Below are 23,995 nucleotides of genomic sequence, written 5' to 3'. Positions count from 1 at the left end.
TGGCATTTGACAAGTGCACGCTGTTGAGTTCTCAAGGATCGGATGCTCCCACGACCCAGCCATCACAGCCAGGCCCGAAGGGCAACTTCTCTATCTTACCGATCTCGTTTCCGTTGTCAAGTCCGAGTTTTTCTCGGCCTGACCGTGGGAACGGATCAGCACCTTCATCCTGTTCACTCAGTGAGTGTCTGGGATTCGGGAGGTGTTAGCTGCTTGACGGGAGCCGGTCCGAGGACCTCCGCTCAACCGTTTGGGGCGAACAAGTAATAAGTTACGCGGATCCCGGGGATCGGGCAAATCTAGGCCGACCGCCGGGCGTGTCGCGCTCCTGCAGCTGCATATCCGCGCGACTCTCCTACCCCTGTCGTGCCTCACTCCGTGGTCATGGGTGTGGTCGTGACGTCGATGTTGCCGAAGGGGAACGGGCTGAAGACCGTCCAGGAGCCGGAGGTGAACCCCTCCATGGGGATCAGGAAGAACCAGACGTGCGAGACGACGATCGCGAGGACCACGAGTGCCGCGACTCCGATCGCTGCCCGGTTCAGAACCTTGAGGGCACCGTGTTCGTCGCTCGCCTTCATCACGCGGCCGAGAGCGATCAGAACGATCGCAGCAATACCGACGTAGACCAGCGGGGTGGGACCGAGGGTCAGCTGCACGCATAGGGGAGCCTCATCCACCGGCTGCCCCGACGCATCGATGAACCCGCCGCTGCCATCGATGCCACCAGGGCAGGTCGCTCTACTCGCGACCATGAGGGTGGGATACACCAGCGCGGCGATCACGGCGAGGATCAGAAGGCGACGGATCCTCGCGATGACCAGCACTCCGGGGAGTCCAGCGGCAGCAGTGGTCTCCGACGGGGTGTGCGGAAGCGACAAGGCGATCTCCTCTGTGGGGGGGGTCGTCTTCATGATGGCTCAGTGCTCGGCGTGGGGGAAGAGGTGAAGCGGGGCCCAGAACTGGAGTCCTCCGTGTTCCTGGCCGCGATCTGGAGCAACACCACTCCGCCCACGGGTCTCCGGAATATCGGTAGTGTTCGGCGAGAGCCCGAGTAGAAGGACGGCAAAGATGCCCGAAGCACCTCAAGGTTGGTACGCCGATCCCGAGCACCCCGCCCAGCAGCAGCGCTGGTGGGATGGCACCCAGTGGACGATTCACACCGCGCCTGTGGGCCATGCGCCGGCAGCGACCGCCGCGGTGGCTCCCTCCCAGACGAAGTCTTCGCGGTTGAAGATGATCCTCATCGTGGGAGCAGTAGTTCTGGCAATCCTGCTGCTCACCCGCAGCCTCGGCATCATCATGATGTTCGCCGGCCTGACCCTCTTCTTCGTCGCGATCTACGCGATCGTCCGCGGGTCGGCGAAGCTCTTTCGCGTACGCTCGCGCGGTGCTGCATGGGCTGCCCTGGGGCTCGCCTTCGTGCTGATGTTCGTGGGGACCGGTGCGAACGCCGCTCTCGGCGGCCCGGGTTCGGACTCGACGAGCTCAGGCTCATCCTCGTCCGACGCCAAGCCGTTCGCGTCCACCCAGACCGAGAAGCCGACCCCCTCTCCGAAGCCCACCACCTTCGAAGAAGTAGAAGAGTCGACGGTCGTTCCGTTCGAGCGCACGACAGCTGACGATCCGCAACTCGATGTCGGGCAGACCGCCATCACGACGGCGGGCGTCGACGGAACCAAGGTCACCACCTACCGCGTGACCTACGTCGACGGAGTAGAAGTGTCGCGCGAGGTCGTCGGCGAGATCGTTACCGTCGTTCCAGTGAACGAAGTCACGTCGAACGGGACGCGACAGCCTCCTCCCGCGCCCGTGCCTTTGGTGCAGCCCGCGGCTGAGTGCCACTCGAGCTATTCGGGAGTCTGTGTGCCCATCGCGTCGGATGTCGACTGCGCGGGTGGCAGCGGTAACGGGCCGGCGTATGTTCGCGGACCACTGCAGGTGGTCGGGCCGGATGTGTACGACCTCGACCGCGACGGTGACGGGATCGCCTGCGACTGAGACGGCTCCGCCCTACGCTGGAGCGTCTGCCTCATTTTCAGCGACATGAGTGAACGAAGAACCGCCAGCTGGCTTTCACCCGCCCTCGTTGAGGCCTCTGCGTATCTTCACGTCTGAGAGCCCGTGCCCCTTGCGGCGCCCGCCCGGGAACGTGAGGTTGGCGAAGGGAATCGGGGCGTCCGGATCGATGAGGCGCTCGCTCACGCGGGGAGGGACTTGGGAGGCGAATCGCGCGACCATCGCCGCCTCAGCCTCACGCGGATCCGCAACTGAGCCGCAGTGCACCCACAACTTCGCGGGGTCGAGCATCTGTATCGGCCACCCGCCAGCATGAGGCGCTCGAGCGCCGATCCTCGTTCGGTAGAACTGCCGAACGCGCATGCGCACACTCGTTCTCGCGAGTCCGATGTATGCCACGGTCTCTCCTTCGGCCCACATTGCACTGAGTCTGAGCTTCAGCATGGTGACCGTCGCGGGATGACCGTCAACAGTGGCTTCCGGGCGTAGACGGAGGAGCTCCTCAATGGCGCCGGGATTCAAGGGCACGGCAGAAAGACCTGTGTTCGACTCGGCATCCTCAGCCGTCGACACGATGTACACGCCCGGCTCCGCCTCGTTCGGGGGCTCTCCCCAACGCACGACGCTTCGGTTCACGACGCCCACGTGGGCGAAGAGTTCATTGACCGTCGTCATGAGCCTCTCCGGGCTTCCACTTCTCGACCTCTGGCGACCCCGCGGGCCAATACGTCAGCTCGAACGCCGAATCGCTCGCCTCACCGGTGTTGTAGTCAAAGCCCCCGGCGTAGGAGGCGATCCAGCCGGCCGGTTCCTTCTGAGGGATCGCGGTGATCGCGTAGTCCTCACCGTAATCCCGCACAAAAGTCTCATAGGTCGACGGTGACTCCGCGAGGGCGATCTCTCGCTCCATCACGACCTCCGCCAGGAACAGAGCGGACCCTTCGGTGCGGGCGATGTCATAGAGGATCGACTTGATCTGGTCTTTGTAGGCGTCGGACGCAGTGTCGAGTGCAGCCGAGTAGATCCAGTACTGGTTGAGAGCTGCGGGGCTCCGCCCGGCGTCGACCGCGACCGTCTCGTATTGCGGGCCGTTGTAGACATACTTCTCTTCGGGCTCCGCGGACGGTTCGGGGCTGGGCTCAGTGGAAGCAGCCGTCGGCATCGTCGTGGGCTTCACCGAGTGATCATCGCCGCCAGTGATCAGACTCATGATGAGGATGACGACGAAGCAGATGACGACGACTCCGCCGGCGATTCCGATCACGAGCCACGGAGGTTTTGGCTTCACCTGGCGGAAGGTCAGCTGGGTGCGGAACATCGGGAGCTCCAGCTGTGAGACGCATTTCCAGCCCTGATGCTCCCACTTCGCAATCGACCGCGCTTCGGCCCCGCGCACGGTCGTCACCGTCTTGGTCACGTAGTGGACTTCTTTGTCGACCATGAGACTCGATCTCTTCTTTGTGTGGGGAACGGTGGACCGCTCCCCACAGCGGGGTGCGACTACTGAGCGGTATTCACAACGGCGCGGGTTGCCTCGACCTGTGCGCGAACCGTCTCAACGGCCGCGAGGATCGACGGGCCATCCTGCGTCGAGATCGCCTCAACCAGAACGTCCTGGGCACCGTCCAGTGCGACAAGAGATGCCAGCCAGGTGGTGGACACGTTCTCGGGAACATCAAGCGCTTCGAGCTGCCCCTGGTTGAACGCGAGTTCGCCAGAGTTGCTCAACAGGCGCCAAAAGCCATCCTCGTTAACCGTCGTGACGATGTCATCGAGGTCTTTGAGCATGTCGTCGAGATGGGAGCCTGCCTGCGCACGGAATGCGACGGCATCAACGGCCTCGACCACGGGGGCGGCCGGTGGCGTGGGTGAAGATGTCGGTTCCGGCGCAGCCGTCGGCGTCGCCGTGACCGGGGCGACGCTCGCCTCTGCAGCGGGTTCAGAACGGCCGCCGGCTCCGATGGCCGCGCCGACCGATCCGACAACGATCACGCCAGCTGCGATCGCCCCGCCGATGATCCACTTCTTCTTCGATCCGGAAGCACCTGTCCCGGCGGTAGAAGCAGGTGCGGCGGCCGGGGCCGAAGGAGGAAACGGAGCAGCGGGCGCAGGAGGAGGCGAGAGCACAGGCGCTGGGGCCGTCATCACCTCCGGGGCCGCGGCGGGCGCTGTGTTCTGCGTCCACTGTGCCCCATCCCAATAGCGGACCTGATTCGGGTCTTCGGGGCTCGGGTACCAACCGGCGGGGGCGTTGCTCACACTGACTCCGTACTACTGAGGGGCCCAGTTGGGCTCGATCTGACCATAGCGAACCACGAGAAACGATCTGCGGCGGATTTATCACAATCGAATGACGAACTCGATGCCGCCAGAACATGGATAGACCGTCCCTGAGATGGGATCCTCTCCTCCCACAGCTCCGCCCTACGCTGGAGCGTCTGCCTCATTCTCGAGGCGCCTTCCCCTGGAGCTCCATGTCTGCAACGACGGTCGATGATCGTGCCCGCTACCGGGCGAACCCCTCTGTGCTGACGGCGCTGAAGAATCCGCGGATGCTGACCCGCGAGGTGCTGGCAGGTCTCGTCGTCGGACTCGCGCTCATCCCCGAGGCCATCGCCTTCTCGGTGATCGCGGGCGTCGACCCCAAGGTGGGGCTGTTCTCGTCGTTCATCATGGCGGTGTCGATCGCGTTCCTCGGCGGGCGGCCGGCGATGGTGACCGCGGCGACCGGAGCCGTCGCGCTCGTGATCGCGCCGGTCGCGCCGATGTACGGGCTCGACTACTTCATTGCGACCGTCATCCTCGCCGGCATCTTCCAGGTGATCCTCGGAGTGGTCGGCGTCGCGAAGCTGATGCGGTTCATCCCCCGCAGCGTCATGGTCGGATTCGTGAACGCGCTGGCGATCTTTGTGTTCAGCTCGCAGTTCCCGCAGCTGATCGACGTGCCGTGGCTGGTCTATCCGCTGGTGGCGCTCGGGATCGTCGTGATGCTGGTGATGCCGAAGATCACCAAGATCGTGCCGGCGCCGCTGGTGTCGGTGGTCATCGTGACGGGTGTCGTGCTCGCGTTCGGCATCACGGTGCCGACGGTCGGCGACCAGGGAGAGCTGCCGCGGAGCCTGCCCTCTCTCTTCATCCCGAACGTTCCGCTGACGTGGGAGACGTTCACGATCATCGCGCCGTTCGCGCTCGGAGTCGCGGTGGTCGGGCTGCTGGAGTCGCTGCTCACCGCGAAGCTCGTCGACGAGATCACCGACACCCACTCGCGCAAGAGTCGCGAGGCGTGGGGGCAGGGCGTGGCGAACGTGCTGTCGGGGATCTTCGGCGGCATGGGCGGCTGCGCGGTGATCGGTCAGACCATGATCAACGTGAAGGCGTCCGGCGCGCGGACCCGCATCTCGACGTTCTGCGCCGGCCTCTTCTTGTTCTTGCTGGTGGTCGTGTTCGGCGACTTCGTCGGGACGATCCCGATGGCAGCGCTCGTTGCCGTGATGATCATGGTCGCGATCGGGGCGTTCGACTGGCACAGCATCCGTCCGTCGACGTTGAAGCGGATGCCGAAGAGCGAGACCTTCGTGATGGTCTCTACTGTCTTGTTGGTTTTGGTGACCCACAACCTTGCCGTCGGCGTGGTCGGTGGGGTGCTGGTCGCGTCGGTGCTGTTCGTGCGGCGGGTGGCGCACTTCGTCACGGTGACTCGGGTTTTGGGTGCTGATGGGGCTGTCGCTACGTATGTCGTGGAGGGGGAGCTGTTCTTCGCGTCGAGCAATGATCTGACGACGTTGTTCTCGTACTCAGACGATCCGGAGCGCGTTGTTGTTGATCTGTCGGGGTCGCATGTGTGGGATGCGTCGACCGTCGCCGCGTTGGATGCGATCGAGACGAAGTACCAGGCGTTGGGGAAGACGGTAGAGATCGTCGGGATGAATGAGAGCAGTACGCGGATGCGGGGGCGGTTGACGGGTGGGTTCGAGTAGTAAAAGGTCAGCTAGCGGCTGTTCCAGGCTCGACGACCGCTGAAGTCTGGCGTGTCGTCAGCATCGGAGCCGTTGTCAAACTCCGCTAGCGCTGCTTCAGCACGTTGCTGAGCCTCAGCCACCATCCGTTCGAAGAACTCATATCCTTCTGGATCATTGTGCGCCTCGAAAATAGACCGGACACCGTCCATCAGATCATCCAGCTTGTCTTTCCACTCTACTGTCCCGAAGTCAAGCTCCTGCGAAATCTCGTTCACTCCTTCGAAGATCGCCATTTCGTGGCCTTCGGTACTACCTGCTCGGTTGAGGCCGACGGCGGTTGCAGCGTGCCAGAGCGGGAGAGTAGCCCGAGCCGGAACCTTGGCTTTCGACAAGAACCGCGCAGTCGAACTCAAGATCGCGCTGTCGGCCAGCCCTTGTTCGAGCGCGTTGGCGAGCAAGCGCAGTCGCTCCCGTCGAAGAAGCCGAGCTTGCATTACGAGGACGAGAGCGCCAAGTGCGAAGGCCAGCGATATCCACCATGCGATTACTGCCCCGAGCACGATCCCGAGCGTCGCGATCGGCAGCGCCACGCCCACCCGAAACCCTGCTTCAGCGCGAAGACGATCACTCTCTTGATACTGGTCCGGCGCCTTATGCCAAAGCTGGAGAGAGAGCGACTCAAGCTGCGACTCGAGCAGCGAGAGGGGAAACGCTAGATAGACGTCAGGCTGCACCCCCGCGTCTGCGTAGCGCCGACTGATGGCATCCATAAGCATCCCGCGGACAGGGTATTTGGCATCACGTCGATAGATGTACGAGCGCCACCGAGCGAGCGGCTTTAGCTTGCTTGCTTTGACACTTCTTTCAATCGCAGCCACGCGTCGCTGGATCTTCCCAGCCACCCACGATGAGAGACCTTGTGTGATAGATCCCAGTAGGTAGGCGACAAAGGCTCCGACGCCTGTCACCGCAACTAGTCCCATTGACTGAACTAGACGCGAGAGCTCAACAAGGGCGCCATGCTCCGCCGATAGCGCACTCCAGTCGCGCCACACGAGAATGAGCAAAACCGTCAGCCAGATTCCCCCCACCGCCAAAGGCGTCCTCACCTGGCGGACCCCAGGCATCAGACTCGTGATCAGATTCACGGGACCCTCCGTCCCTTCTTGAGCCAATCAGACAGAGCTTTACTCCTTGTACCGACGAACCGCTTCACGAATTCCGTCAGCGTGCGCATAGATCTCGTCGAGCTCGTCGATCGCATGGCGCGTCTCGACCTTGTCCTCGTCCAACAGTCCCAGGTACTTCTGCTTCCCGTTGAAGTGAAGACGAGCAACGGGCTTTCGGTTGTTATCGTCGAGCAGCACAGCGAAGTAGCTCTTGGCATCGCGATGCGTCACTCGCTGCGGCTTCACCTCGCCACAAGCGATCGCCTTGACGATCTGGTAGCCCTCAAGTTCCTCGAGTGTGGTCTCGATCTCGGTGTCTCGATCGAGATCCGCCTCCGCCACCTCGGCGCTCGTCGCCGGCGACGGGTCTGCGGTGTGCGCGATGCCGCTCACCCCGAGCGCGGCCTTCAAACGGTCATTCACCCGCTCGTTCAGGAACTGATGAGCCGCCTTGCCAACCAGTCCGGTGAACTGCTGTCGCACCTTCTGTGTGTAGGAGCCGTCGTAGACGCGCGTTGCAAAGAACTTGATCCACTCGTCGGTCGGTTCGCGGAACTGGCTCGCGATCTCTCTCTTGAGCGCGCCAATGTACTTCAGCTCTTCCGCGGCGCTGATGATCGATTCGAGATCGAAGCTCTCCTTGCTGAGCTTCTGGATCTCGGGGATGAGAGTCTCATCGATGTCGAGCAGGTCGAGAACGAGGAACGGCTTGCCATCCATGCGGTTCGGAGCATCAAGGTCTGTGTAGAAGTGCCAGAGGACACCGTTTGTCAGGACAGCGATGCGCGCGTTGGTGACGGAGAAGTAGCGGAAAAGCTGCGAGGCGTGCTCGATCTTGAGCGAACCCATCGATGGCTTGCACTCGATGAGGATCTGGACCTCCCCGTCGCGCATGATCGCGTAGTCGACCTTCTCGCCCTTCTTGGTGCCCACATCTGCCGTGAACTCCGGAACGACCTCCAGCGGGTCGAAGACGTCGTAGCCAAGAATCGTCGAGATGAACGGCATGACAAATGCGTTCTTCGTCGCCTCCTCGGTTCCAATCGCCGTCGCCTGGTTCTTCACCTTCGTTGCGAGGGAATCGAGACGCTCTGAAAACTCCACCGTCACTCCATTCTTCGTTGAACACGCGTTCATCCAGACGATAGCGGAATTGCAGAGCATCGTGTGGGCGCATGCGCTGCAAGAGCCGAGTATGCACGGCAGCCATCATGGCCGGCCTTGCACTCACTGATCGCTATGCTGCCCACAAAGAACGGATTCCGATGCCCAAACAACTTCACGTCGTCGCCGCGGTTATCGTGCGCAATGGTCGTGTGCTTGCCGCGCAGCGAAACGCGGCCATGTCACTGCCGAACCTCTGGGAGTTCCCCGGCGGAAAGATCGAGCCAGGCGAGTCCCCTCGAGCTGCTCTTGTCCGCGAGCTACACGAGGAGCTCGGCTGCACGGTCAGTGTGGGGGCGCCGATCGTAGAGACGCGGCACGAGTATGACTTTGCGACCATCGTTCTGGCGACCTACTACGCGTCGATTGACGCGGGAGAGCCAGCCCCTATCGAGCATGCAGAGGTGCGCTGGTGCACGGCTCCCGAACTTAGGTCCTTGGACTGGGCCGCCGCTGATCTACCGGCCGTTGCTGCTGTTGCTTCACAGCTTGAGGCTATGCAGCAGTAGCTATCCCCTCGAACGAGAACCGATCGCCATCTTTATAGGCGAGCCCTAGGCCGGCGGCTTGAAGATAGTCCCGAAGGTCCGCGTTTGGACGCGATGGCAGCAGCACGGAGCAACGAAGGTTGTCGACTTTGACATGTCGGCGATAGTCATAGAGCTGCCCGACAGCCATACGAAGATCCGCCCTGCCCGCGATCGCCTTCGCCTCGTACAGAACCCGATCAGTTCGGTCGTAGACGTCAGTCAGAAGAGGTGAGCGCTCTTCTGGGAGCTTGATCGCCCACCGCTTGAACTCGTGTCCAGCCTGGCTCGCAACAAATTCGTCTACGAGCTGAGACTCCTTGCGGACCGCGGAGCCTGCAGCGCGAGGGGCGGTTTCAAAGAAGAACCTAGAGTTGATCTCAAGCGGTACTTCCAACGACCCGGGTCGATCGGTGATGCCGCTGAAGCCCACTCTGTCTACAAGCGAGCTAGGCACCTTCGTCACGGCAAGCAGGCGGAACACTATTACGGTCCGCGAAGCACCCACCCGATCAGGGGCTGCCATCCGTTCGAACCCTCGGCTTGGATCGAGGATGAACTCTCCGAGATAGCGCTGACGCTTCGTTTGAGTGCCAGCCACAAAACCGTCCGCAACGAACGCGTGAAGTGATCGACCCTTTTCAGCGTGCGTGAGGATCGGTGAGTTTGACCCCGACTCAAGCTGATCTCCGCTCTGTCCGGCCCCGGTGTAGAACAACACGCTGCCGTCGCTCGAGAAACCGTCGTACACGTATCCGAACTGGTTCCCCTCGCTGTGATCAGTGAAGATGAAAACTCGGTTTGAGCGCCTGCTGGCGATGATCCCACCCTGAGTCGCACCGCCGTACTCGACCGCAAGCTCACTTCGCGTGACGACATCTCCCACACGCAAGCGAAACGGATCGATAGGCATGGTCATACAGTAGCGGCGCTGATGGCGCGTACGCGGATCGTCTCCGGTAGCGAGATACGGGGTCCTGCTAGCGTCACATCATGCCTTCATCCGAGACTCTGGCCGCCCTCCGCGCCTTCGTCGCCGAGCGCGACTGGGACCAGTTCCATTCCCCAGAGAACCTCGCCAAGAGCATCTCGATCGAGGCTGGCGAGCTTCTGGAGTGCTTCCAGTGGTCGCCGGACTTCAACCAGGAGCAGGTGGAGGCCGAGCTCGCTGATGTCGTCACCTACTGCATCCACCTCGCCAACAAGATCGGCGTCGACCTGAACGAGATAGTGATGAAGAAGCTGGAGTCAACGAAGGCCAAGTACCCCGTCGAGCTCGCCAAGGGCCGAATGACGAAGTACACCCAACTCGGAGATTCTCGCGAGTGACCGAATTCAACATCCAGCGGCTTCCCTTCCGCCGCGAGTCAGTGGACACCTGGGCGCGGGACGATGCCAGGCACACCAACTGGCCTGTCGTCTACGTGATCGAGGGCGACACCCGGCGCAGTTCTCCCGGTCTCTATGTCGGCGAGACGGTTAGCGCCGCTACACGGATGCGCCAGCACCTCGCAGGGTCTAAGAGGAACGAAGCCCTCGAATCGATCCGGGTCGTCATTGATCACACCTTCAACAAGTCGGTGTGCCTCGACCTCGAGTCGCACCTCATCCGCTGGTTCTCGGGCGATGGTCAATATCGCATCCTCAACGGCAACGATGGCCTGACCGATGCGCAGTACTACGATCGCGATCTCTACCGCGAGTCTTTCCGCGACGTGTTCGAGGCACTGAGAGCACAGGGGCTATTCTCTCGCAGCATCCCTCAGATCGAGAACTCCGACCTCTTCAAACTGTCGCCCTTCAAAGCTCTGACAGATGACCAGGGCATCGCAATCATGGACATCCTGGAGGGTCTGCTCGAAGACCTTCAGGACCCCGGCGCTCGATCAACGCTCGTAGTCCAGGGGAACCCGGGAACAGGGAAGACGATCATCGCGATCTTCCTGATGAAGTTGCTCGCCGACATCCGCGATTACGACGACCGCGACGGGGTCGAGCCGGACTCCATGTTCTCGGAGTTCTTCGTCCCCGAGAACCGCGAACTGCTCAAGTCACTCCGCATGACGCTCGTGATCCCACAACAATCTCTGCGAATATCGGTCAAGAAGATCTTCAAGAAGACACCCAAGCTCGATGCTGCAATGGTGATGTCGCCATTCCAGCTCGGTGAATCGGACGAGGCTTACGACCTCGTTCTCGTCGACGAGACCCACCGTCTCGGCCAGCGAGCCAATCAGGCATCGGGGGTGCAGAACAAGAAGTTCCGCGAGATCAACGAGGCTCTGTTCGGAAGCGATGACCCTCGCTACACCCAGCTCGACTGGATCAAGGCTCGGAGCAAGCATCAGCTCCTGCTTGTTGATGGGGAGCAGAGTGTGCGGCCTCATGACCTTTCCCCGGCGGCACTCAACGCCGAAATCGGTGAGGCCAAGGATGCGCATCGCTTCTTCCGGCTGACGACCCAGATGCGCGTGCAGGCCGGCGCAGATTATGTCGAGTTCGTCCGTGCCCTGCTGCGGGATGAAGCACCTGTGCTCCCCGACCTCGGTGACTATGAGCTCCGCCTCTTCGACGACCTCGGAGAGATGCGCGATGCCATCCGGCAGAAGGATGCTGAGGTCGGTCTCTCCCGCCTCGTCGCGGGCTACGCGTGGGATTGGGTTTCGAAGAAGAGCCCGGGCGCGTTCGACATCGAGCTTGACGGTGAGCGAATGCGGTGGAACGTCACGGATAGGGACTGGATTAACTCGAAGGGTTCGCTCGAAGAGGTCGGCTCGATCCACACCGTCCAGGGGTACGACCTCAACTATGCGGGCGTCATCATCGGGCCGGACCTCCGGCTCGACCCGGCAACTGATCGGATCGTCGCTGATCGTGAGAGCTATCGGGACAAGAAAGGCAAGGAGAACACCGGGCACCTTAAGGATGCCTTCGGGGACGATGACCTGTTGACGTTCATCCGGAACATCTATGGCGTGCTGCTGACACGTGGCATGCAGGGGACGTACATCTACGTTTGTGATGCTGCGCTCCGGAGCCGAATATCGACAGCACTCAGCAACTGATCTTCCTGATCAGAGCCAGAACGCCCACTGAGCGCATCACCGCGCTCGGTCGCGTCGTCGTTAGTTCGAGGTGCGGCTACGGATCTCGTCGTCTGTCAACGGAGTGAACCCCGCATCGACTTCCCGCTGGTACTCATCAACCAGGTTTCGATCGTCCTGTTCCTTATATTTGACCGCCTGCTTGCGATTCAGCTCCCTCTTATCACGGTTATTCTCCTTGAGCTTCTTCTTGGAGGGCTTGCTTGCCTTGCCGTCCGCCTGGATTACGGTCTGCTCAGCTTGGAGCGTCTCGGTCGCGTACCGGTTGTAAAAGGGCGAGACATCCATAAGTAGCCGCCAATACACCCACTCCTTGGGCACGAGCAGGAGGGCACGTCCGTCCGCGACAGGGAGCGTGAGGCGCTGCTTGGTCCACCGCAGTGTCGCTGGATCGAAAACGTCATACTCATCAGTCGAAGCACCCGCCGCCAGACTGGGGTACCGACTCATCATGTCTGTCGTAAAGTCGGCGAGAACGTGAAACACGATTCGTGTAGTCGCGTCGGAGATAAGGTCGTAGCCCACTCCATCCGCGAAGAGCCTCAGCTGCTCGAGACGGGTCAGCACCGCAATTCTCGCCTCGCGGCTATTTTCTAGCAGTTTCCAAAGATCCTGAGATTCCTCGTGTCCAAACGCTCTTCCATACTTGCTCTTGACACTCATACCGAGGCGAGTCTCGTTTGGCTCATGCAAGTGTTCGAGCATCTCTTGCCCCGCCACGTGGTCCGCAGCTACAGATGAGAGGCGGAGCCGGAGCACCTCCGTGAAGAACGCGATCAGCGCCTTGTTGGCAGCGACCGCGTACTTTCCTCCTCCGTTCCGGATCGCGCTCGGGTCCAGGAACAGCAGATTGTCCCGATGCACGTGCACATCGACAAACGGGACGACACCGGACAATCCAAAAGTCTTGGTCACTCGCATACGTACTCCCCAACCACATCGTTGACGACTCGGTCGTAGCCGAGCAGCGCCAGCTGGGCGCTTTCTGTGAACCATATCGTGAAGCAGTTACGATACTGTCGCCGCAAGTAAATCCTCGCGAGCGCGTTTGCCGTCGACCTCCCAACTCTGCACCGCGGAAAGCATGGAACACCGCCCGCATGGAAACGATCGCAAACCGCGAGAGGGAGGCCGCTAAATCGCGCCCCCACCAAACCTCTCTCCCGAACTCACCTGCTGCGCCACCCGCCGCAACGCCAGCAGCAGCGGCTCCACCAGCAGCGACCCCAGCACCACGTACCGCACCGCAGCCTCCGCAGACTCGTCCGGCACCCCGGCGAGCTCGGCATCCGCGATCCGCCGCGCACTGGCGAGGTACTCGTCCATCGCAGCATCCGGCACGGTGAACCCGGCTCGCTCCAACCCCTGCAACGCCCGGGCGACCGCGTGCAGCACAGCTTCGTCGCACATCCCTGGCTTCCACCCGAGCCCTGCGACGAGACGCTCGGCTTCCGCCAGATCCAGGGCCGCATCCACCGGGGGAGTGATCGCCGCATGCGCGGTCCCGAGTAGCTCGTGCGGGTTCGCCGGTGGATCATCCAGCGCCCCGAGCACCCGCCGCGTCTCGGCGATGCTCACGCCGGCGTCGAGCAGCGCGCGGATCACCCGCAGCCGCTCCACGTGCTTCTCGCCGTATGCGGCCTGAGTCGCGGAGCTGCGCTCACCCTCGGGCAGCAGCCCCTCGCGCAGGTAGTACTTGATCGTCGGCACCGTCACGCCGGTCTGCGCGGACAGTTCGGAAATTCTCATGGCCACCTCTTGACTTCGATAGTAGCGCTATCCATTATGGATAGTGACGCTATCCAATCAAGAGGAGTCATCATGTCGAAGGTCATCACGGGCCGCATGACCCACCGCCACGAGGGCGAGCTCGTCGTGTTCCACATCGGGATGCAGATCAACCGCTGGTGGCGCCCCGACCTGTGGATGCCGGCGTTCGTCGCCATGCCGCGCATGCTGCGCGAACTCTCCATCGACCCCGATTCGGGCATGCTCGGCTACCACTTGCTCTTCGGCGCGGGCGGCCCCTACGTCGTGCAGTACTGGTCATCCGTCGACAAGCTGTACGCCTACGCGTCCAACCCGTCGCAGGAGCATCGCCCCGCCTGGACCGCCTTCAACCGCGCCGCCCGCAAGGCTCCGGGAGCGGTGGGCGTGTGGCACGAGACCTTCCGCGTCGACACCGCCGAGAGTGTGTACGTGTCGACGAAGCCGATGGGACTGCCGAAGGCCACGGAGCTCGTCGAGGTCGGCAAGCGTCAGGATCGGGCGCGGGCGCGATTCGCGGACGGGCGGACGGAAGCGACGAAGTCCGAACCGGCACAGTAGGCGCATCCGCTCGGCACTCCACACGGCGATCTTCGGCCCAAGAACCCACTACCCTCGCAGCATGCCCACAGATCGCCCACGCGCCTGGATCTTCGACGTCGACGGCACCCTCGCCCTCATCGGCGACCGCTCGCCGTACGACATGCGCAACGTGGCGGTCGACACTCCGAACCACCCCGTCGTCGTCGCAGCACAGGCATTCGCCGCCCACCCCGACGTCGACGCGCTCATCGTGGTCTCGGGCCGCGACGAGACCGCCCGCCGCGCCACGGAGGCCTGGCTGACGTTCAACGAGATACCGTTCGACCGCCTCCTGCTCCGCCGCACGGGCGACCAGCGCGCCGACAACATCATCAAGGCCGAGATTTACGACGCCCACATCGAACCGCACTTCACTGTCATCGGGGTCGTCGATGACCGCCGCAGCGTGGTCGAGATGTGGCGGTCTCGTGGACTGGTCTGCTTCCAGGTCGCCGAGGGCGACTTCTAGTCCGCGATTCACCGGCCGTGTGACCTCGCCTGTTCGGCATCAACGAAATGCCGGAATGCAACATCACCGTGGGGAATGACGTTCGAGCTCGGGCGCCCCGTATGCGCTCTGCGTGCTCCTCCTCCTCGCAGAACCGATGAGACGATCTCAACGCGAACCTGCGATCCTGGAGGCATCATGAGCGACGTGAGAGCAATGTTGGCGTGTCTGGCAAACGAGGAGGTGGCTCGCGTCTTCGCGAGCATCGTCCTGCACGTCGACCCCGACGATATCCCTCAGGCGAGGAAGGAAAAGGCCGTTGAGGCCTTGTCTCGAAGCGGACTCATCACAGCAGAGACCGAAACCCTTGCGCTCAACTCCGCAGGAATCAGGGCAGAGCTGGCAGGTATTGGTGGCAAGGTGACGTCAGATCCCCTGCAGCGGTGGCTTGACGAAAGCGGTCGGATACGACAGTACCCACGGCGCGCAAACGAGCGAGAAATGTTGCTGACGACGATTGGCGATCAGGCGATCAACGCGGGTGAACGGCTCACTGAAGCGGAAGTGAACAGCCGCCTAGAACGGTATACCTCCGATGTCCCGACACTGCGTAGGTATCTAGTCGTCCACCGGATTCTCGCCCGCGAGAACGATGGCTCGCGGTACTGGCGACCCTAGCTCGAGACCACGGAGCACCCGCCTTTACGCCCCAATCCCCCGCAGCAACCGCACCACCGTCTCCTCGACCCGCTGCGCACTCAACGGCTGCCCGATCAACGCGGAGTACGACGCCATCGCGATGAACTGGTCCGCGATCGCGGCCGCATCCACATCCGCCCGCACATCCCCCGCAGCACGGCCGCGCGCCACCCGCTCGGCCACCCAATCGCGAATCGGCGCCGCCAGCCGCTCGTTCAAGACGAGCCCCAGCTCGGGATCAGCCGCCGTCACCTCGATCAGCGCCCGCGCGAGCGCCACACCCTCGGGCCGGGCCAACCCGACGGACATGGCCGAGAACCACGCCCGCAGATCAGCCCCGAGGTCATCCGTCATCGGCACCGACACCTCGGCACCCGGCAGCGATCCTTCGAGCAGTGCCTCGCCGAGGATCGCGGCCTTCGACGGCCACCACCGGTAGATCGTCTGCTTCGACACCTCCGCAGACTCCGCGAGGCCCTCGATCGTCACGGCCTCGTATCCGTCTGCGGCGAGCGCGCGACGCATCGCCTCCAGCACGGACTGGCGGGCTTTCTCACTGCGAGGACGGGGCACCATTCGAGCGTACTCAGGCGTAGACTCGAACATAAGTAGACACACCGTTGCGAAACTATAGAAACACCCGAACAAGGAGAACGAGCATGGCCCTCACCGCACACTCCACCATCGGCGACTGGATGAACGACCCGACCGGCGGGCCTCTCATCCGCGGACTGTTCGCACAGACGGGCGCCGACCCCGAGCTGCTCACCCCCGTGCTCGGCCTTCCCCTGCAGCAGCTGGTCGCGATGAGCCAGGGCCAGCTTCCCCAGTCGGTGGTCGACGACCTCGTGCGCGCGGCCAACGGCGGCGTGATCCCCGAAGACGACACCTCCGAGGGCTGGACCGAGAAGCCCACCTCCGGCCGCTTCGCCGGCAAGACCGTGATCGTCACGGGTGCCGCCTCCGGCATCGGCAAGGCCACCGCCTCCCGCATCGCCCGGGAAGGCGGACGCGTGATCGCGAGCGACATCGCCACCGAGAAGCTCGACGCCCTCAAGGCGGAGCTGCCGGATGCCGACATCGTCACGGTCGCGGGCGACCTCACGAAGCAGGAGGCGATCGATGCGGTGCTCGCTGCCGCAGGCGATCGCATCGACGGCTTGGCGAACGTCGCCGGCATCAACGACGACTTCTCTCCCGCGGGCGAGACCCCCGACGCCGTCTGGGATCGCGTCATCGCGATCAACCTGACCGCTCCGTTCAAGCTCATGCGCGCGGTCATCCCCGTGATGGAAGCAGCGGGCCAGGGCTCGATCCTCAACGTCTCGAGCGAGGCCGGCCTGCGCGGCAACGCCTCGGGCAATGCCTACACGGCCAGCAAGCACGGCATCATCGGCGTGACCAAGTCGGCGGCCTTCATGTACGGGCCGAAGGGCATCCGCGTGAACTCCGTCGCCCCGGGCGGCGTCGCCACCGGTATCCCGATGCCCCCGCACATGTCCGAGTACGGCTCGGGCCGCCTGGCCCCGTTCCAGCAGGCGATCCCGACCGTGGCGACAGCCGAGCACCTGGCCGCATCCATCACGTTCCTGCTGTCGGACGACGCCGTGAACATCAACGGCGCCATCCTCGCCTCCGACGGCGGATGGTCGGTGCAGTAAGCCGCACCGCGATGCCGACGCCCCCGCCGACCCGAACGGCGGGGGCGTTTCGCATCTCCGGGCGGATGATGCACGGTGGGCGGCATCCTGGACAGGGTCGAACAATTCCCCCGGTCAGCGAACAGAAAAACTCGCCGCAACCGAACCGTGAACGGCACGATATATTGCAGAAACATACGTTCCATACGTTTCATACGCATCCCCAGGGCCACAAGCCTCCCCCCGCACCACGACGACGTGACCGGTCGCCCGCGTTCTGCCTACCTGAAAGCCCCCATGCCTCGACTGACCTCCCCCGCCCGTCGACGATTGATCGCGACTCTTCCGATCACCGCTCTCCTCGCCGGTTCCCTTCTCGCCACCTCTCTTCCCGCGGCAGCGGCCGACGACTCCATCGCCGGACCCCGCACCTCGGGCGACCCGATGTTCCCGAACATCGGCAACGGCGGCTACGACGCCCTCGACTACGACGTCTCCCTCAGCTGGAGCCCGACAGGCGTCGCCGACGGACTGATCACCGGCGACATCACCACGGCCACGACGACGATGACCGCCCGTGCCCTCGCTCCGCTGCACCAGTTCTCCCTCGACTTCGAAGGCATGACGGTCGAGGGGGTGACCGTCAACGGCGTCCCTGCCAGCTGGTCGCGCGACATCGACCCGGCTGCGGAGAAGTTCAAGCTCATCGTCACCGTGCCGACCCCGGTGGAAGGGGAGTTCACCGTCGCTGTCACCTACAGCGGCACACCCGTGCGCCACGTCGACAGCGACGGCGCCTTCGAGGGCTGGAACGGCACGAACGACGGCGCGATCCTCCTCGGACAGCCGATCGGCACCATGGCCGGTTTCCCCCACAACAACACCCCGAGCGACAAGGCCACATACACGATCTCGGTGGATGCCCCCTCGGTTCTCGCCAATGTCTCCGGCGTGCAGGGCGACGCAGCCGTCGCCAGCAACGGTGAACTGCAGTCGAAGACCGTCTCGGGCGAGCGCACCACCTGGGTGTGGCGACAGGACAAGCAGATGGCCTCTGAACTCGTGGTCATCGCGATCGGGCGCTTCGAGGTGATCGAAGGCTCGGTCACCCTGAGCGACAATCGCGTCATCCCCTCGTGGTCCTTCATGGACGCGGGGCTCAGCGACACGAACAAGACCACCATCCGCAACCGGGTCGCGCAGCTCGAGACCATCACCCGCAACCTCGAGAGCATCTACGGCCCCTACCCCGGCAACAGCACCGGCGTGATCGTCGACACCGTGCCCAGCGGGGTCAACTACGCCCTCGAGACGCAGGACCGGTCGTTCTTCCCGAGCACGAACTCCGTGAACGGCAACACCCTCATCCACGAACTCGTCCACCAGTGGTACGGCAACAACGTCGCACCGACCACCTGGACCGACATCTGGATCGGCGAGGGGATGGCCACCTGGGGCCCGACCTACTACAACAGTGCCGCAGCCTTCGGCTCGGGAACCAGCACCGAGCAGAGCTACTTCAACTCGTGGAACAACAAGGCCTCGTCGAGCGCGGACTGGAACATCCCCCCGGGCGCCCAGACCGCCTCGAACGAGCTCTACGGCTACCAGACCTACACCCGCAGCGCCCAGTTCTGGGAGGCTCTGAAGATCTCGATCGGCGACGACGCATTCTTCGCTCTGATCAAGGAATGGCAGACGCGCTTCGCCGGCCAGAGCCGCACGAGCGCCGACCTCAAGGCTCTCGCCGAGGAGCTCTCCGGCCGCGACATCACCGCGCTCTGGAACGACTGGATCCTCGAGCCCGGCAAGCCCGCCTGGCCCGACAAGCTGTCCGTCTCGCTGACGGCGACTCCGGCCGCCACGGAACCGCTCGACATCGGCGACACCGCCACTTACACGCTCAGCGCCACAAACACGGGTCGGGTGGCCCTCGCCTCCTCCGTGGTGACGGTCGACCTCAGCGACGTGCTCTCGCGCGCGACGCTGGTGGCTGTGCCGGCGGGCACTGTCCTCGACGGCACGACCCTCACCTGGAGCGTCCCCGCGGGCGTCGCAGCGGGGGCCTCCACCGAGGTGCAGTTCACGGTCGAAGTGGCTGAGGATGCACCGAGCGGTGCCTTCTCGTCGACCGCGCGCGTCGCCACACTCGGCGGCACCTGCGTCACCTGCGTCGCGGAGCTCTCGATCATGGAGGTGCTCGCGCCGACCAGCGTTCCGACCATCACGGGCACCGCGGCGGTCGGACAGACCCTGACCGCGACCTCGGACGGCTGGCCCGCCGGAACCGCGCTCAGCTACTCCTGGGCGATCGACGGCGAGCCCGTCGTGAGCGATGCACCCGTCCTGCGGATGGCCCGCGCGGCCGCGCCGGGCGCCCAGTTCGTCGTTCCGGCGGACGCCCTCGGCAAGCGGATCACGGTCACAGTGACCGGGACGCTCGACGGATTCCGTGCCGGTTCCGTCACGAGTGCGGCCACCGCAGCCGTCGGTCCCGCCCTCAACCCGGGCGGCGGAGTTACGACCCCCGGCGGCGGCACCACTCCCGGCGCCGGCCAGCTGGGACAGACGGGTGCGGAGCTGCCCATCGGCGGCGCAGCCCTCGGCCTGGTGCTGCTCCTGCTGGGCGCGGCATTCGTCGCCCGACGTCGTCGCCACCGCATCGACGCCGCCTGAGACATCGGCGGCTGCCGCGGCCCGTTCGCGGCATCCGCCGAGTGCCTCTCGCACTCACCACGACGCCCCGCCGGCGATGTCGGCGGGGCGTCGTGGTTCTCACCGCGCGTCGGCCAGCATCCGATCCACCCAGAGCGGATGCGGCAGCTCTGCGATCTCGGCCCGCGTGAACCATCCGACCTCGACGACCTCGTCGTTATCGGGGACGGGTAGGTCGAGCAGCTCGCACGCGAACGCGGTCGAGACGTACGACACGCGATCGCCATTCGGGTACGTCACGACGAGCGATTCCCCACCGTAGGCGCCGACGATTCCCGTGACGCGGACGCGCGCACCGATCTCTTCCTGCAGCTCCCGCACGATCGCCTCATCCGGATCCTCGCCGGGCTCGACACCTCCCCCCGAGCAGGCCCCACTCGTCTGAGCCCGCCGTCCGCGCGAGAAGGAAGCGATCCCCCTCGCGGATCACCGCCGTCACCCCGGGCAGCAGCAGAAGGTCATGACCGATCCGGGCACGGATCGACTGGACGTAATCGGAGAACGGCATGGCGGGAGTCTAGGTCGCAGGGCGGTCAGACTCCCCGTAGCCTCTCCACAGCCGCCCGCACGAGCGCGGCGTTGCCCGGTGCCGTCGCACCGTCGGGGAGCAGCAGGGTGTCTTCCAACCCGATGCGCGACGCCACGCCGAACTCGACCGCGAGGTCGAACACCGGCCACGTCGAGCCCTCTTCCCCGTGGAGCAGGATCGGCAGGTCGGGCTCCTCGAGCTCGACGTGGGCGATCATCCCCTCGGCATGGTCGCGCAGCGTCTCGGTCGGCTCGTCGGGAAGCTCGATGAGCACCCGCAGGCACTCCCCTCTGACGGGCGAGCGTTTCCACACCTCGAAGCCGGCCGCATCCCACAGCCCCGCCTCGACCGCGACACCTCGCTTCAGCAGCAGCGCGGCCACCTCGTCGGCGCCGGCCTCGTGCCAGTTGACCGACGCGTGATCAGGCAGCTCCGTCCACGTCTCGATGGCCGCGAGACGACGCTCGACATCGGGCTCGGCCCACGCCCCCGTGGTCACACCGACCGGCACGCCAGGGCTCGCGGAGCGCATCGCCCGCACCCACCGTGCAACATCGTCGGCGGCGAGACTGTCGCGCCCCGTGGCATCTTTCGGATGCACATGCACCTCGTGCGCGCCCGCCGCCACAGCCCTGGCGGCATCGTCGGCCACGACCGAGGCATCCGCGCTCAGCCACGGGTGTCCGACCGCATCGCGGGCGCCGTTGACGCATGCCTGCAACAGCATGCGTCGCTCGGACCCGGGAACGTGATCGGCGTCGGAAGCCGCGGTCATCGGCCGATCAGCTCACGCGGGTGCAGATCGTAGGAGAAGGAGTCGACCGAAGGGCCCTCTTCGCTGCGCACCGTGTGCTCGACCTGACGCGCGACCGCGGCACTGCGACCCACCTTCACCGCCTCGGCCTCGCTCATGAAACTGCTGCCCAACGTCTGCGATTCACCCTCGATGCGGTTGAACCAGATGCCGTTGCGGTGGAACGTCTCGATGTCGCCTGCAGTCATGGGGATCCCTTCTCTCGTCTCCCTTTCTACGTCAGGCCACCGACATCGAGGAGACCCTTGACAGCCTCCGCAGCATCGCTCGAGGGCGCCAGATGTCAGGCCGCGAGACCGGCCCGACGCACGGCAGCGCCCATCGCCGCGAACGCCTCGTCGAGCACCGGACGAGGAGTCGCGAACACGACCCGCGCATGGTCCTCCGCACCGCGCCCGAGCAGGCGCCCCTCTGTCAGCACGACCCCGGCCTGCTCACGGAAGAACGCCGCCGGAGGGCCCGGGATCCCCAACGCGGACATGTCGATCCACCCGATATATGTCGCCTCGGGCACGCGATACACGGCGCCGGGAAGATGCTCGTCCACCAGCGATGCGAGCTGCCGCCGCGACCCGTCGAGGTACTCGATCACGTCCGTCAGCCACGGCTTTCCCGACCGATACGCCGCCGTCGAGGCGACGACGCCGAGAGTGGCCGCGCCGTGCTGAACCGCGAATCCGAACCGCGTGTAGAGCTGCTGATCCGCATCGTTCGAGGTGATCAGCTGCGCGGTCTTCAACCCCGGGATGTTCCACGCCTTCGATGCGCTCGTCCCCGTGACCGTATGCGCGGCCGTCGCCTGCGACACCGACGCGTAGGGCACGAACGGCGCCCCGTCGTAGCGCAGCGGGGCATGGATCTCATCCGCGAACACCCGCCCGCCGTGCCGCTCCACGATCTGAGCGATCGCCTCGAGCTCCTCCCGACCGACGATCGTGCCGGTGGGGTTGTGCGGGTTGCAGAGCACGAGTGTCCGCGCCCCCGCGGCGAAGGCCTCGTCGATGCGCTGCAGGTCGTGCTGCCAGCGCCCGTCGACCTCGACCCCCGGCACCTCGATCACCGGATGCCCGATCGCGGGCAGGTATGTCAGGAACGGCATGTACGCAGGAGTCGGCACGATCACGGGCGAACCCGCCGGCGCATACTCCTGCACCGCGACCCCGAGAGCCGCCATCACATCCGACACCGGATGCACCCGCTCCGGGTCGACCGCCCAGCCGTACTCGTCGCGCATCCACTCGGCCGTCGCCTCTCCCAGCTCCGTCGCCTGCGGGGGCGAGAGGTAGCCGAGGTTCTCGCCGTCGATCGCCCGGTGCAGCGCCTCCGCGATCTCGGGAGCGACCCCGAAGTCCATCTCCGCCACCCACGCCCCGATGTGGCCGGGATGCAGACTCCACTTGCGACTCTGCGGCCGATCGAGGAAGAGACGGGTACGCGCATCGAACGGATGCGACGCGTGCGAGGAACGGTCCGCGGTCATGATCTGGGTTCCCGCCGGTTCAGCCGACGGCGTCGGCACAGGAGGGGCGCAGGGCGCGGATGTCGGACACGAGAAGCTCCATTCACAGCGGGGTCCGACCAATCTACGGACGGCCCCGCGCCGTCGCATTTCACGTTTCCGTGCGTGACGGCGATTCCCGGCGGTTCATCCGTCGGGAGATCGGACGGATGCAGGAGCAGAAGACGGCGAGTCTTCCTGCATCCGTCCCCGCTCCCTGCATCCGGCACATCCCGTCGCGCGGACCCCACAGGGAATCACTGCGGGGCAGGACGCCCCCGGGTCAGATGCTCGATGGTCGCCTCCGCGACGGACGTGACGGAGGATGCGTCTTCCCCGACGGGAACGGTGAACCGCAGCCAGTCGGCACCGACACGAGCGTCGAGCACCGTCCGGCCGTAAAAGTCGACTCCCGTGAGGGCGGCGTCCGCGCCGGTGAGGGAGACCGGGCTCCCGGCGTCGAGCTTCTCGAACGCCCACGCACCAGAGGGAAGGGTGGTGAGTGCGACCAGCGTGGGATCGCCGTACGGGTCCGGCCCCGTTGCGTACATGCAGTACTGCGCTCCTTCACTCGCGAAGTAGATCTCCGCGGCCGTTCCCCACCCCCCGAGCTCGGTGTAGTCCATGATCACGACTTCCCTGCCCAGGATCTCGGATGCCTCCTGCGCGGTGAGCAGCGTCTCGCATCGTGCCCCCGCGATCTTGCTCTGGCCGGGCTCGAAGTCGCGAAGGGTTGCGACAGCCGATGCCAGAACTCCCGCCATCGCCTCGCGAACACGGTCGGCATCGCTCTCGACCAATGCGGAGGACCGCAACGAACCGGTCATGAGCACGTCGCCGTCGCGAAGTTCGATGGTGCACGAGCCGGTGAAGCAGCGGATGCCGTCTCCGGGGATGTCGCTCGCGCCACGCTCCGCCGCACCGTCGATGATCGCCTGCGCACCAGGCACGACCGCGATGCTCCAGTCCGCGGGGGAGGTCGACTCGGGGTCCAACTGCACGGGGTCGCCCGCCGAGCACGCTATCCCTCCGGCCTGCTGCATCATGTACTGCGCCGGCCCCGGATACCAGATCGGTGTGGATGTCAGGCCCAGGACGTCTTTCTCCCCGCCGACAGACGCCCCCAGAACGCCCGCGACGGCGCTGTTCACGTCGGAGCACGTCACATCGAACGCCGCCTCGGGAGCCACGATGGGTTCCTCTGTGGGTGTCGGCGTCGGATCCGGCGCGGAGGCAGAGGGACTCGGCGATACGTCGGGGGCAGGAGTGCATCCGGCCATGACCAAGACGGTCGCGAGGCCGAGAGGAGCAAGGAGACGCAGGCGCATATCGCCACCCTAGGATCACCAGGCGGAAAGCCT

At 64.6% G+C, this 23,995-nt stretch carries 26 protein-coding genes and 1 pseudogene; 10 read left to right on the top strand and 17 right to left on the bottom strand.

Annotated features, from left to right (window positions below):
• Positions 1-371: 371 nt before the first annotated feature.
• Complete coding sequence (locus ASD13_RS06170) at positions 372-914, bottom strand: hypothetical protein (protein WP_235562480.1); 543 nt, start codon at positions 912-914, stop codon at positions 372-374.
• Positions 915-1,071: 157 nt separating this feature from the next.
• Here ASD13_RS06170 and ASD13_RS06165 point away from each other — a divergent pair, with 157 nt between their 5' ends.
• Complete coding sequence (locus ASD13_RS06165; protein ID WP_082531426.1) at positions 1,072-2,001, top strand: G5 domain-containing protein; 930 nt, start codon at positions 1,072-1,074, stop codon at positions 1,999-2,001.
• A gap of 75 nt (positions 2,002-2,076) precedes the next feature.
• Here ASD13_RS06165 and ASD13_RS06160 read toward each other — a convergent pair whose 3' ends face one another.
• From ASD13_RS06160 to ASD13_RS17625, 4 genes and pseudogenes are all read right to left on the bottom strand, one after another.
• On the bottom strand, positions 2,077-2,694 hold the full coding sequence (locus tag ASD13_RS06160) for a hypothetical protein (protein WP_055867106.1): 618 nt from the start codon (positions 2,692-2,694) through the stop codon (positions 2,077-2,079).
• A complete protein-coding gene (locus ASD13_RS06155; RefSeq protein ID WP_055867100.1) occupies positions 2,678-3,460 on the bottom strand; it encodes a hypothetical protein in 783 nt (260 codons plus the stop codon). The genes ASD13_RS06160 and ASD13_RS06155 overlap by 17 nt, the downstream gene beginning before the upstream one ends.
• Before the next feature lie 59 nt (positions 3,461-3,519).
• A complete protein-coding gene (locus ASD13_RS17630) occupies positions 3,520-4,011 on the bottom strand; it encodes a hypothetical protein (RefSeq protein ID WP_235562552.1) in 492 nt (163 codons plus the stop codon).
• A 171-nt stretch (positions 4,012-4,182) separates the two neighbouring features.
• A pseudogene (locus ASD13_RS17625) lies at positions 4,183-4,278 on the bottom strand (DUF2510 domain-containing protein); the annotation flags it as partial.
• 215 nt (positions 4,279-4,493) lie between these two features.
• Here ASD13_RS17625 and ASD13_RS06145 point away from each other — a divergent pair.
• The gene (locus ASD13_RS06145) at positions 4,494-5,996 is read left to right on the top strand and encodes a SulP family inorganic anion transporter (RefSeq protein ID WP_055867095.1); all 1,503 of its coding nucleotides are present in this window, start codon (positions 4,494-4,496) and stop codon (positions 5,994-5,996) included.
• Between the two features lie 11 nt (positions 5,997-6,007).
• On the opposite strand, the gene ASD13_RS06140 is transcribed toward ASD13_RS06145, so the two are convergent.
• Together ASD13_RS06140 and ASD13_RS06135 are read right to left on the bottom strand one after the other, a co-directional pair.
• Complete coding sequence (locus ASD13_RS06140) at positions 6,008-7,126, bottom strand: hypothetical protein (RefSeq protein WP_157535593.1); 1,119 nt, start codon at positions 7,124-7,126, stop codon at positions 6,008-6,010.
• 39 nt (positions 7,127-7,165) lie between these two features.
• Positions 7,166-8,251 carry a type I restriction endonuclease gene (locus ASD13_RS06135; protein ID WP_055869119.1) on the bottom strand — a complete coding sequence of 362 codons (1,086 nt, stop codon included), beginning with the start codon at positions 8,249-8,251 and terminating at the stop codon, positions 7,166-7,168.
• Positions 8,252-8,358: 107 nt separating this feature from the next.
• Between ASD13_RS06135 and ASD13_RS06130 the strand changes: the two genes are divergently transcribed.
• Positions 8,359-8,820, top strand: coding sequence for a (deoxy)nucleoside triphosphate pyrophosphohydrolase (locus tag ASD13_RS06130; RefSeq protein ID WP_327039313.1), 462 nt, complete (start codon positions 8,359-8,361; stop codon positions 8,818-8,820).
• On the opposite strand, the gene ASD13_RS06125 is transcribed toward ASD13_RS06130, so the two are convergent.
• Positions 8,807-9,751, bottom strand: coding sequence for a hypothetical protein (locus ASD13_RS06125; RefSeq protein ID WP_157535592.1), 945 nt, complete (start codon positions 9,749-9,751; stop codon positions 8,807-8,809). The two genes, ASD13_RS06130 and ASD13_RS06125, sit on opposite strands and share 14 nt — an antisense overlap.
• Before the next feature lie 80 nt (positions 9,752-9,831).
• Here ASD13_RS06125 and ASD13_RS06120 point away from each other — a divergent pair, with 80 nt between their 5' ends.
• Together ASD13_RS06120 and ASD13_RS06115 are read left to right on the top strand one after the other, a co-directional pair.
• Positions 9,832-10,167: a nucleotide pyrophosphohydrolase gene (locus ASD13_RS06120; protein WP_055867085.1), complete on the top strand. Its 336-nt coding sequence runs from the start codon at positions 9,832-9,834 to the stop codon at positions 10,165-10,167.
• Positions 10,164-11,903, top strand: a complete 1,740-nt coding sequence (locus ASD13_RS06115) for a DUF2075 domain-containing protein (protein WP_055867084.1) — start codon at positions 10,164-10,166, stop codon at positions 11,901-11,903. The genes ASD13_RS06120 and ASD13_RS06115 overlap by 4 nt, the downstream gene beginning before the upstream one ends.
• A gap of 60 nt (positions 11,904-11,963) precedes the next feature.
• On the opposite strand, the gene ASD13_RS06110 is transcribed toward ASD13_RS06115, so the two are convergent.
• Both ASD13_RS06110 and ASD13_RS06105 read right to left on the bottom strand, forming a co-directional pair.
• Complete coding sequence (locus tag ASD13_RS06110; RefSeq protein WP_157535591.1) at positions 11,964-12,839, bottom strand: hypothetical protein; 876 nt, start codon at positions 12,837-12,839, stop codon at positions 11,964-11,966.
• Between the two features lie 237 nt (positions 12,840-13,076).
• Entirely contained in the window at positions 13,077-13,691 is a 615-nt protein-coding gene (locus tag ASD13_RS06105) for a MerR family transcriptional regulator (RefSeq protein WP_055867082.1), read from the bottom strand.
• Between the two features lie 72 nt (positions 13,692-13,763).
• Between ASD13_RS06105 and ASD13_RS06100 the strand changes: the two genes are divergently transcribed.
• The 3 genes from ASD13_RS06100 to ASD13_RS06090 all read left to right on the top strand — a co-directional run bounded on the left by ASD13_RS06100 (position 13,764) and on the right by ASD13_RS06090 (position 15,417).
• Entirely contained in the window at positions 13,764-14,270 is a 507-nt protein-coding gene (locus tag ASD13_RS06100; RefSeq protein WP_055867080.1) for a DUF4188 domain-containing protein, read from the top strand.
• Positions 14,271-14,331: 61 nt separating this feature from the next.
• Positions 14,332-14,760 (top strand): phosphatase domain-containing protein, encoded by a 429-nt coding sequence (locus ASD13_RS06095; protein ID WP_055867076.1) that lies wholly within the window; start codon positions 14,332-14,334, stop codon positions 14,758-14,760.
• Positions 14,761-14,937: 177 nt separating this feature from the next.
• Positions 14,938-15,417: a DUF2087 domain-containing protein gene (locus ASD13_RS06090; RefSeq protein ID WP_055867071.1), complete on the top strand. Its 480-nt coding sequence runs from the start codon at positions 14,938-14,940 to the stop codon at positions 15,415-15,417.
• Between the two features lie 24 nt (positions 15,418-15,441).
• Here the strand turns inward: ASD13_RS06090 and ASD13_RS06085 are convergent, their stop codons facing one another.
• Positions 15,442-16,011: a TetR/AcrR family transcriptional regulator gene (locus tag ASD13_RS06085; RefSeq protein WP_235562478.1), complete on the bottom strand. Its 570-nt coding sequence runs from the start codon at positions 16,009-16,011 to the stop codon at positions 15,442-15,444.
• An 86-nt stretch (positions 16,012-16,097) separates the two neighbouring features.
• Between ASD13_RS06085 and ASD13_RS06080 the strand changes: the two genes are divergently transcribed.
• Positions 16,098-17,099 carry an SDR family NAD(P)-dependent oxidoreductase gene (locus ASD13_RS06080; RefSeq protein WP_055867068.1) on the top strand — a complete coding sequence of 334 codons (1,002 nt, stop codon included), beginning with the start codon at positions 16,098-16,100 and terminating at the stop codon, positions 17,097-17,099.
• Positions 17,100-17,375: 276 nt separating this feature from the next.
• A complete protein-coding gene (locus tag ASD13_RS06075) occupies positions 17,376-19,754 on the top strand; it encodes a M1 family aminopeptidase (protein WP_082531423.1) in 2,379 nt (792 codons plus the stop codon).
• Between the two features lie 99 nt (positions 19,755-19,853).
• On the opposite strand, the gene ASD13_RS17620 is transcribed toward ASD13_RS06075, so the two are convergent.
• From ASD13_RS17620 to ASD13_RS06050, 6 genes are all read right to left on the bottom strand, one after another.
• On the bottom strand, positions 19,854-20,114 hold the full coding sequence (locus ASD13_RS17620; protein ID WP_235562477.1) for an NUDIX domain-containing protein: 261 nt from the start codon (positions 20,112-20,114) through the stop codon (positions 19,854-19,856).
• 7 nt (positions 20,115-20,121) lie between these two features.
• Positions 20,122-20,301, bottom strand: a complete 180-nt coding sequence (locus ASD13_RS17615; protein ID WP_235562476.1) for a hypothetical protein — start codon at positions 20,299-20,301, stop codon at positions 20,122-20,124.
• A gap of 25 nt (positions 20,302-20,326) precedes the next feature.
• On the bottom strand, positions 20,327-21,097 hold the full coding sequence (locus tag ASD13_RS06065; RefSeq protein WP_157535590.1) for a 3-keto-5-aminohexanoate cleavage protein: 771 nt from the start codon (positions 21,095-21,097) through the stop codon (positions 20,327-20,329).
• The gene (locus tag ASD13_RS06060; protein WP_055867063.1) at positions 21,094-21,324 is read right to left on the bottom strand and encodes a hypothetical protein; all 231 of its coding nucleotides are present in this window, start codon (positions 21,322-21,324) and stop codon (positions 21,094-21,096) included. Before ASD13_RS06060 ends, ASD13_RS06065 begins: the two co-directional genes overlap by 4 nt.
• A gap of 95 nt (positions 21,325-21,419) precedes the next feature.
• The gene (locus tag ASD13_RS06055; RefSeq protein WP_055867062.1) at positions 21,420-22,616 is read right to left on the bottom strand and encodes a MalY/PatB family protein; all 1,197 of its coding nucleotides are present in this window, start codon (positions 22,614-22,616) and stop codon (positions 21,420-21,422) included.
• Positions 22,617-22,891: 275 nt separating this feature from the next.
• Positions 22,892-23,824, bottom strand: coding sequence for a hypothetical protein (locus tag ASD13_RS06050; RefSeq protein ID WP_055867059.1), 933 nt, complete (start codon positions 23,822-23,824; stop codon positions 22,892-22,894).
• Between the last annotated feature and the right edge of the window lie 171 nt (positions 23,825-23,995).

It is taken from the genome of Microbacterium sp. Root1433D1, assembly GCF_001426835.1.
Classification (GTDB): Bacteria; Actinomycetota; Actinomycetes; order Actinomycetales; family Microbacteriaceae; genus Microbacterium; species Microbacterium maritypicum.
This window is presented reverse-complemented; position numbering and strand designations above follow the sequence as displayed.

Excerpts from the sequence above, each read along its gene's own strand:
- ASD13_RS06160 (WP_055867106.1), bottom strand. The coding sequence starts at position 2,694 with ATGACGACGGTCAATGAACTCTTCGCCCACGTGGGCGTCGTGAACCGA.
- ASD13_RS06105 (WP_055867082.1), bottom strand. The coding sequence starts at position 13,691 with ATGAGAATTTCCGAACTGTCCGCGCAGACCGGCGTGACGGTGCCGACG.
- ASD13_RS06055 (WP_055867062.1), bottom strand. The coding sequence starts at position 22,616 with ATGACCGCGGACCGTTCCTCGCACGCGTCGCATCCGTTCGATGCGCGT.
- ASD13_RS06120 (WP_055867085.1), top strand. The coding sequence starts at position 9,832 with ATGCCTTCATCCGAGACTCTGGCCGCCCTCCGCGCCTTCGTCGCCGAG.
- ASD13_RS06095 (WP_055867076.1), top strand. The coding sequence starts at position 14,332 with ATGCCCACAGATCGCCCACGCGCCTGGATCTTCGACGTCGACGGCACC.
- ASD13_RS06100 (WP_055867080.1), top strand. The coding sequence starts at position 13,764 with ATGTCGAAGGTCATCACGGGCCGCATGACCCACCGCCACGAGGGCGAG.
- ASD13_RS06125 (WP_157535592.1), bottom strand. The coding sequence starts at position 9,751 with ATGCCTATCGATCCGTTTCGCTTGCGTGTGGGAGATGTCGTCACGCGA.
- ASD13_RS17615 (WP_235562476.1), bottom strand. The coding sequence starts at position 20,301 with ATGCCGTTCTCCGATTACGTCCAGTCGATCCGTGCCCGGATCGGTCAT.
- ASD13_RS06145 (WP_055867095.1), top strand. The coding sequence starts at position 4,494 with ATGTCTGCAACGACGGTCGATGATCGTGCCCGCTACCGGGCGAACCCC.
- ASD13_RS06080 (WP_055867068.1), top strand. The coding sequence starts at position 16,098 with ATGGCCCTCACCGCACACTCCACCATCGGCGACTGGATGAACGACCCG.
- ASD13_RS06130 (WP_327039313.1), top strand. The coding sequence starts at position 8,359 with ATGGCCGGCCTTGCACTCACTGATCGCTATGCTGCCCACAAAGAACGG.
- ASD13_RS06075 (WP_082531423.1), top strand. The coding sequence starts at position 17,376 with ATGCCTCGACTGACCTCCCCCGCCCGTCGACGATTGATCGCGACTCTT.
- ASD13_RS06170 (WP_235562480.1), bottom strand. The coding sequence starts at position 914 with ATGAAGACGACCCCCCCCACAGAGGAGATCGCCTTGTCGCTTCCGCAC.
- ASD13_RS06090 (WP_055867071.1), top strand. The coding sequence starts at position 14,938 with ATGAGCGACGTGAGAGCAATGTTGGCGTGTCTGGCAAACGAGGAGGTG.
- ASD13_RS06165 (WP_082531426.1), top strand. The coding sequence starts at position 1,072 with ATGCCCGAAGCACCTCAAGGTTGGTACGCCGATCCCGAGCACCCCGCC.
- ASD13_RS06065 (WP_157535590.1), bottom strand. The coding sequence starts at position 21,097 with ATGACCGCGGCTTCCGACGCCGATCACGTTCCCGGGTCCGAGCGACGC.
- ASD13_RS06155 (WP_055867100.1), bottom strand. The coding sequence starts at position 3,460 with ATGGTCGACAAAGAAGTCCACTACGTGACCAAGACGGTGACGACCGTG.
- ASD13_RS06060 (WP_055867063.1), bottom strand. The coding sequence starts at position 21,324 with ATGACTGCAGGCGACATCGAGACGTTCCACCGCAACGGCATCTGGTTC.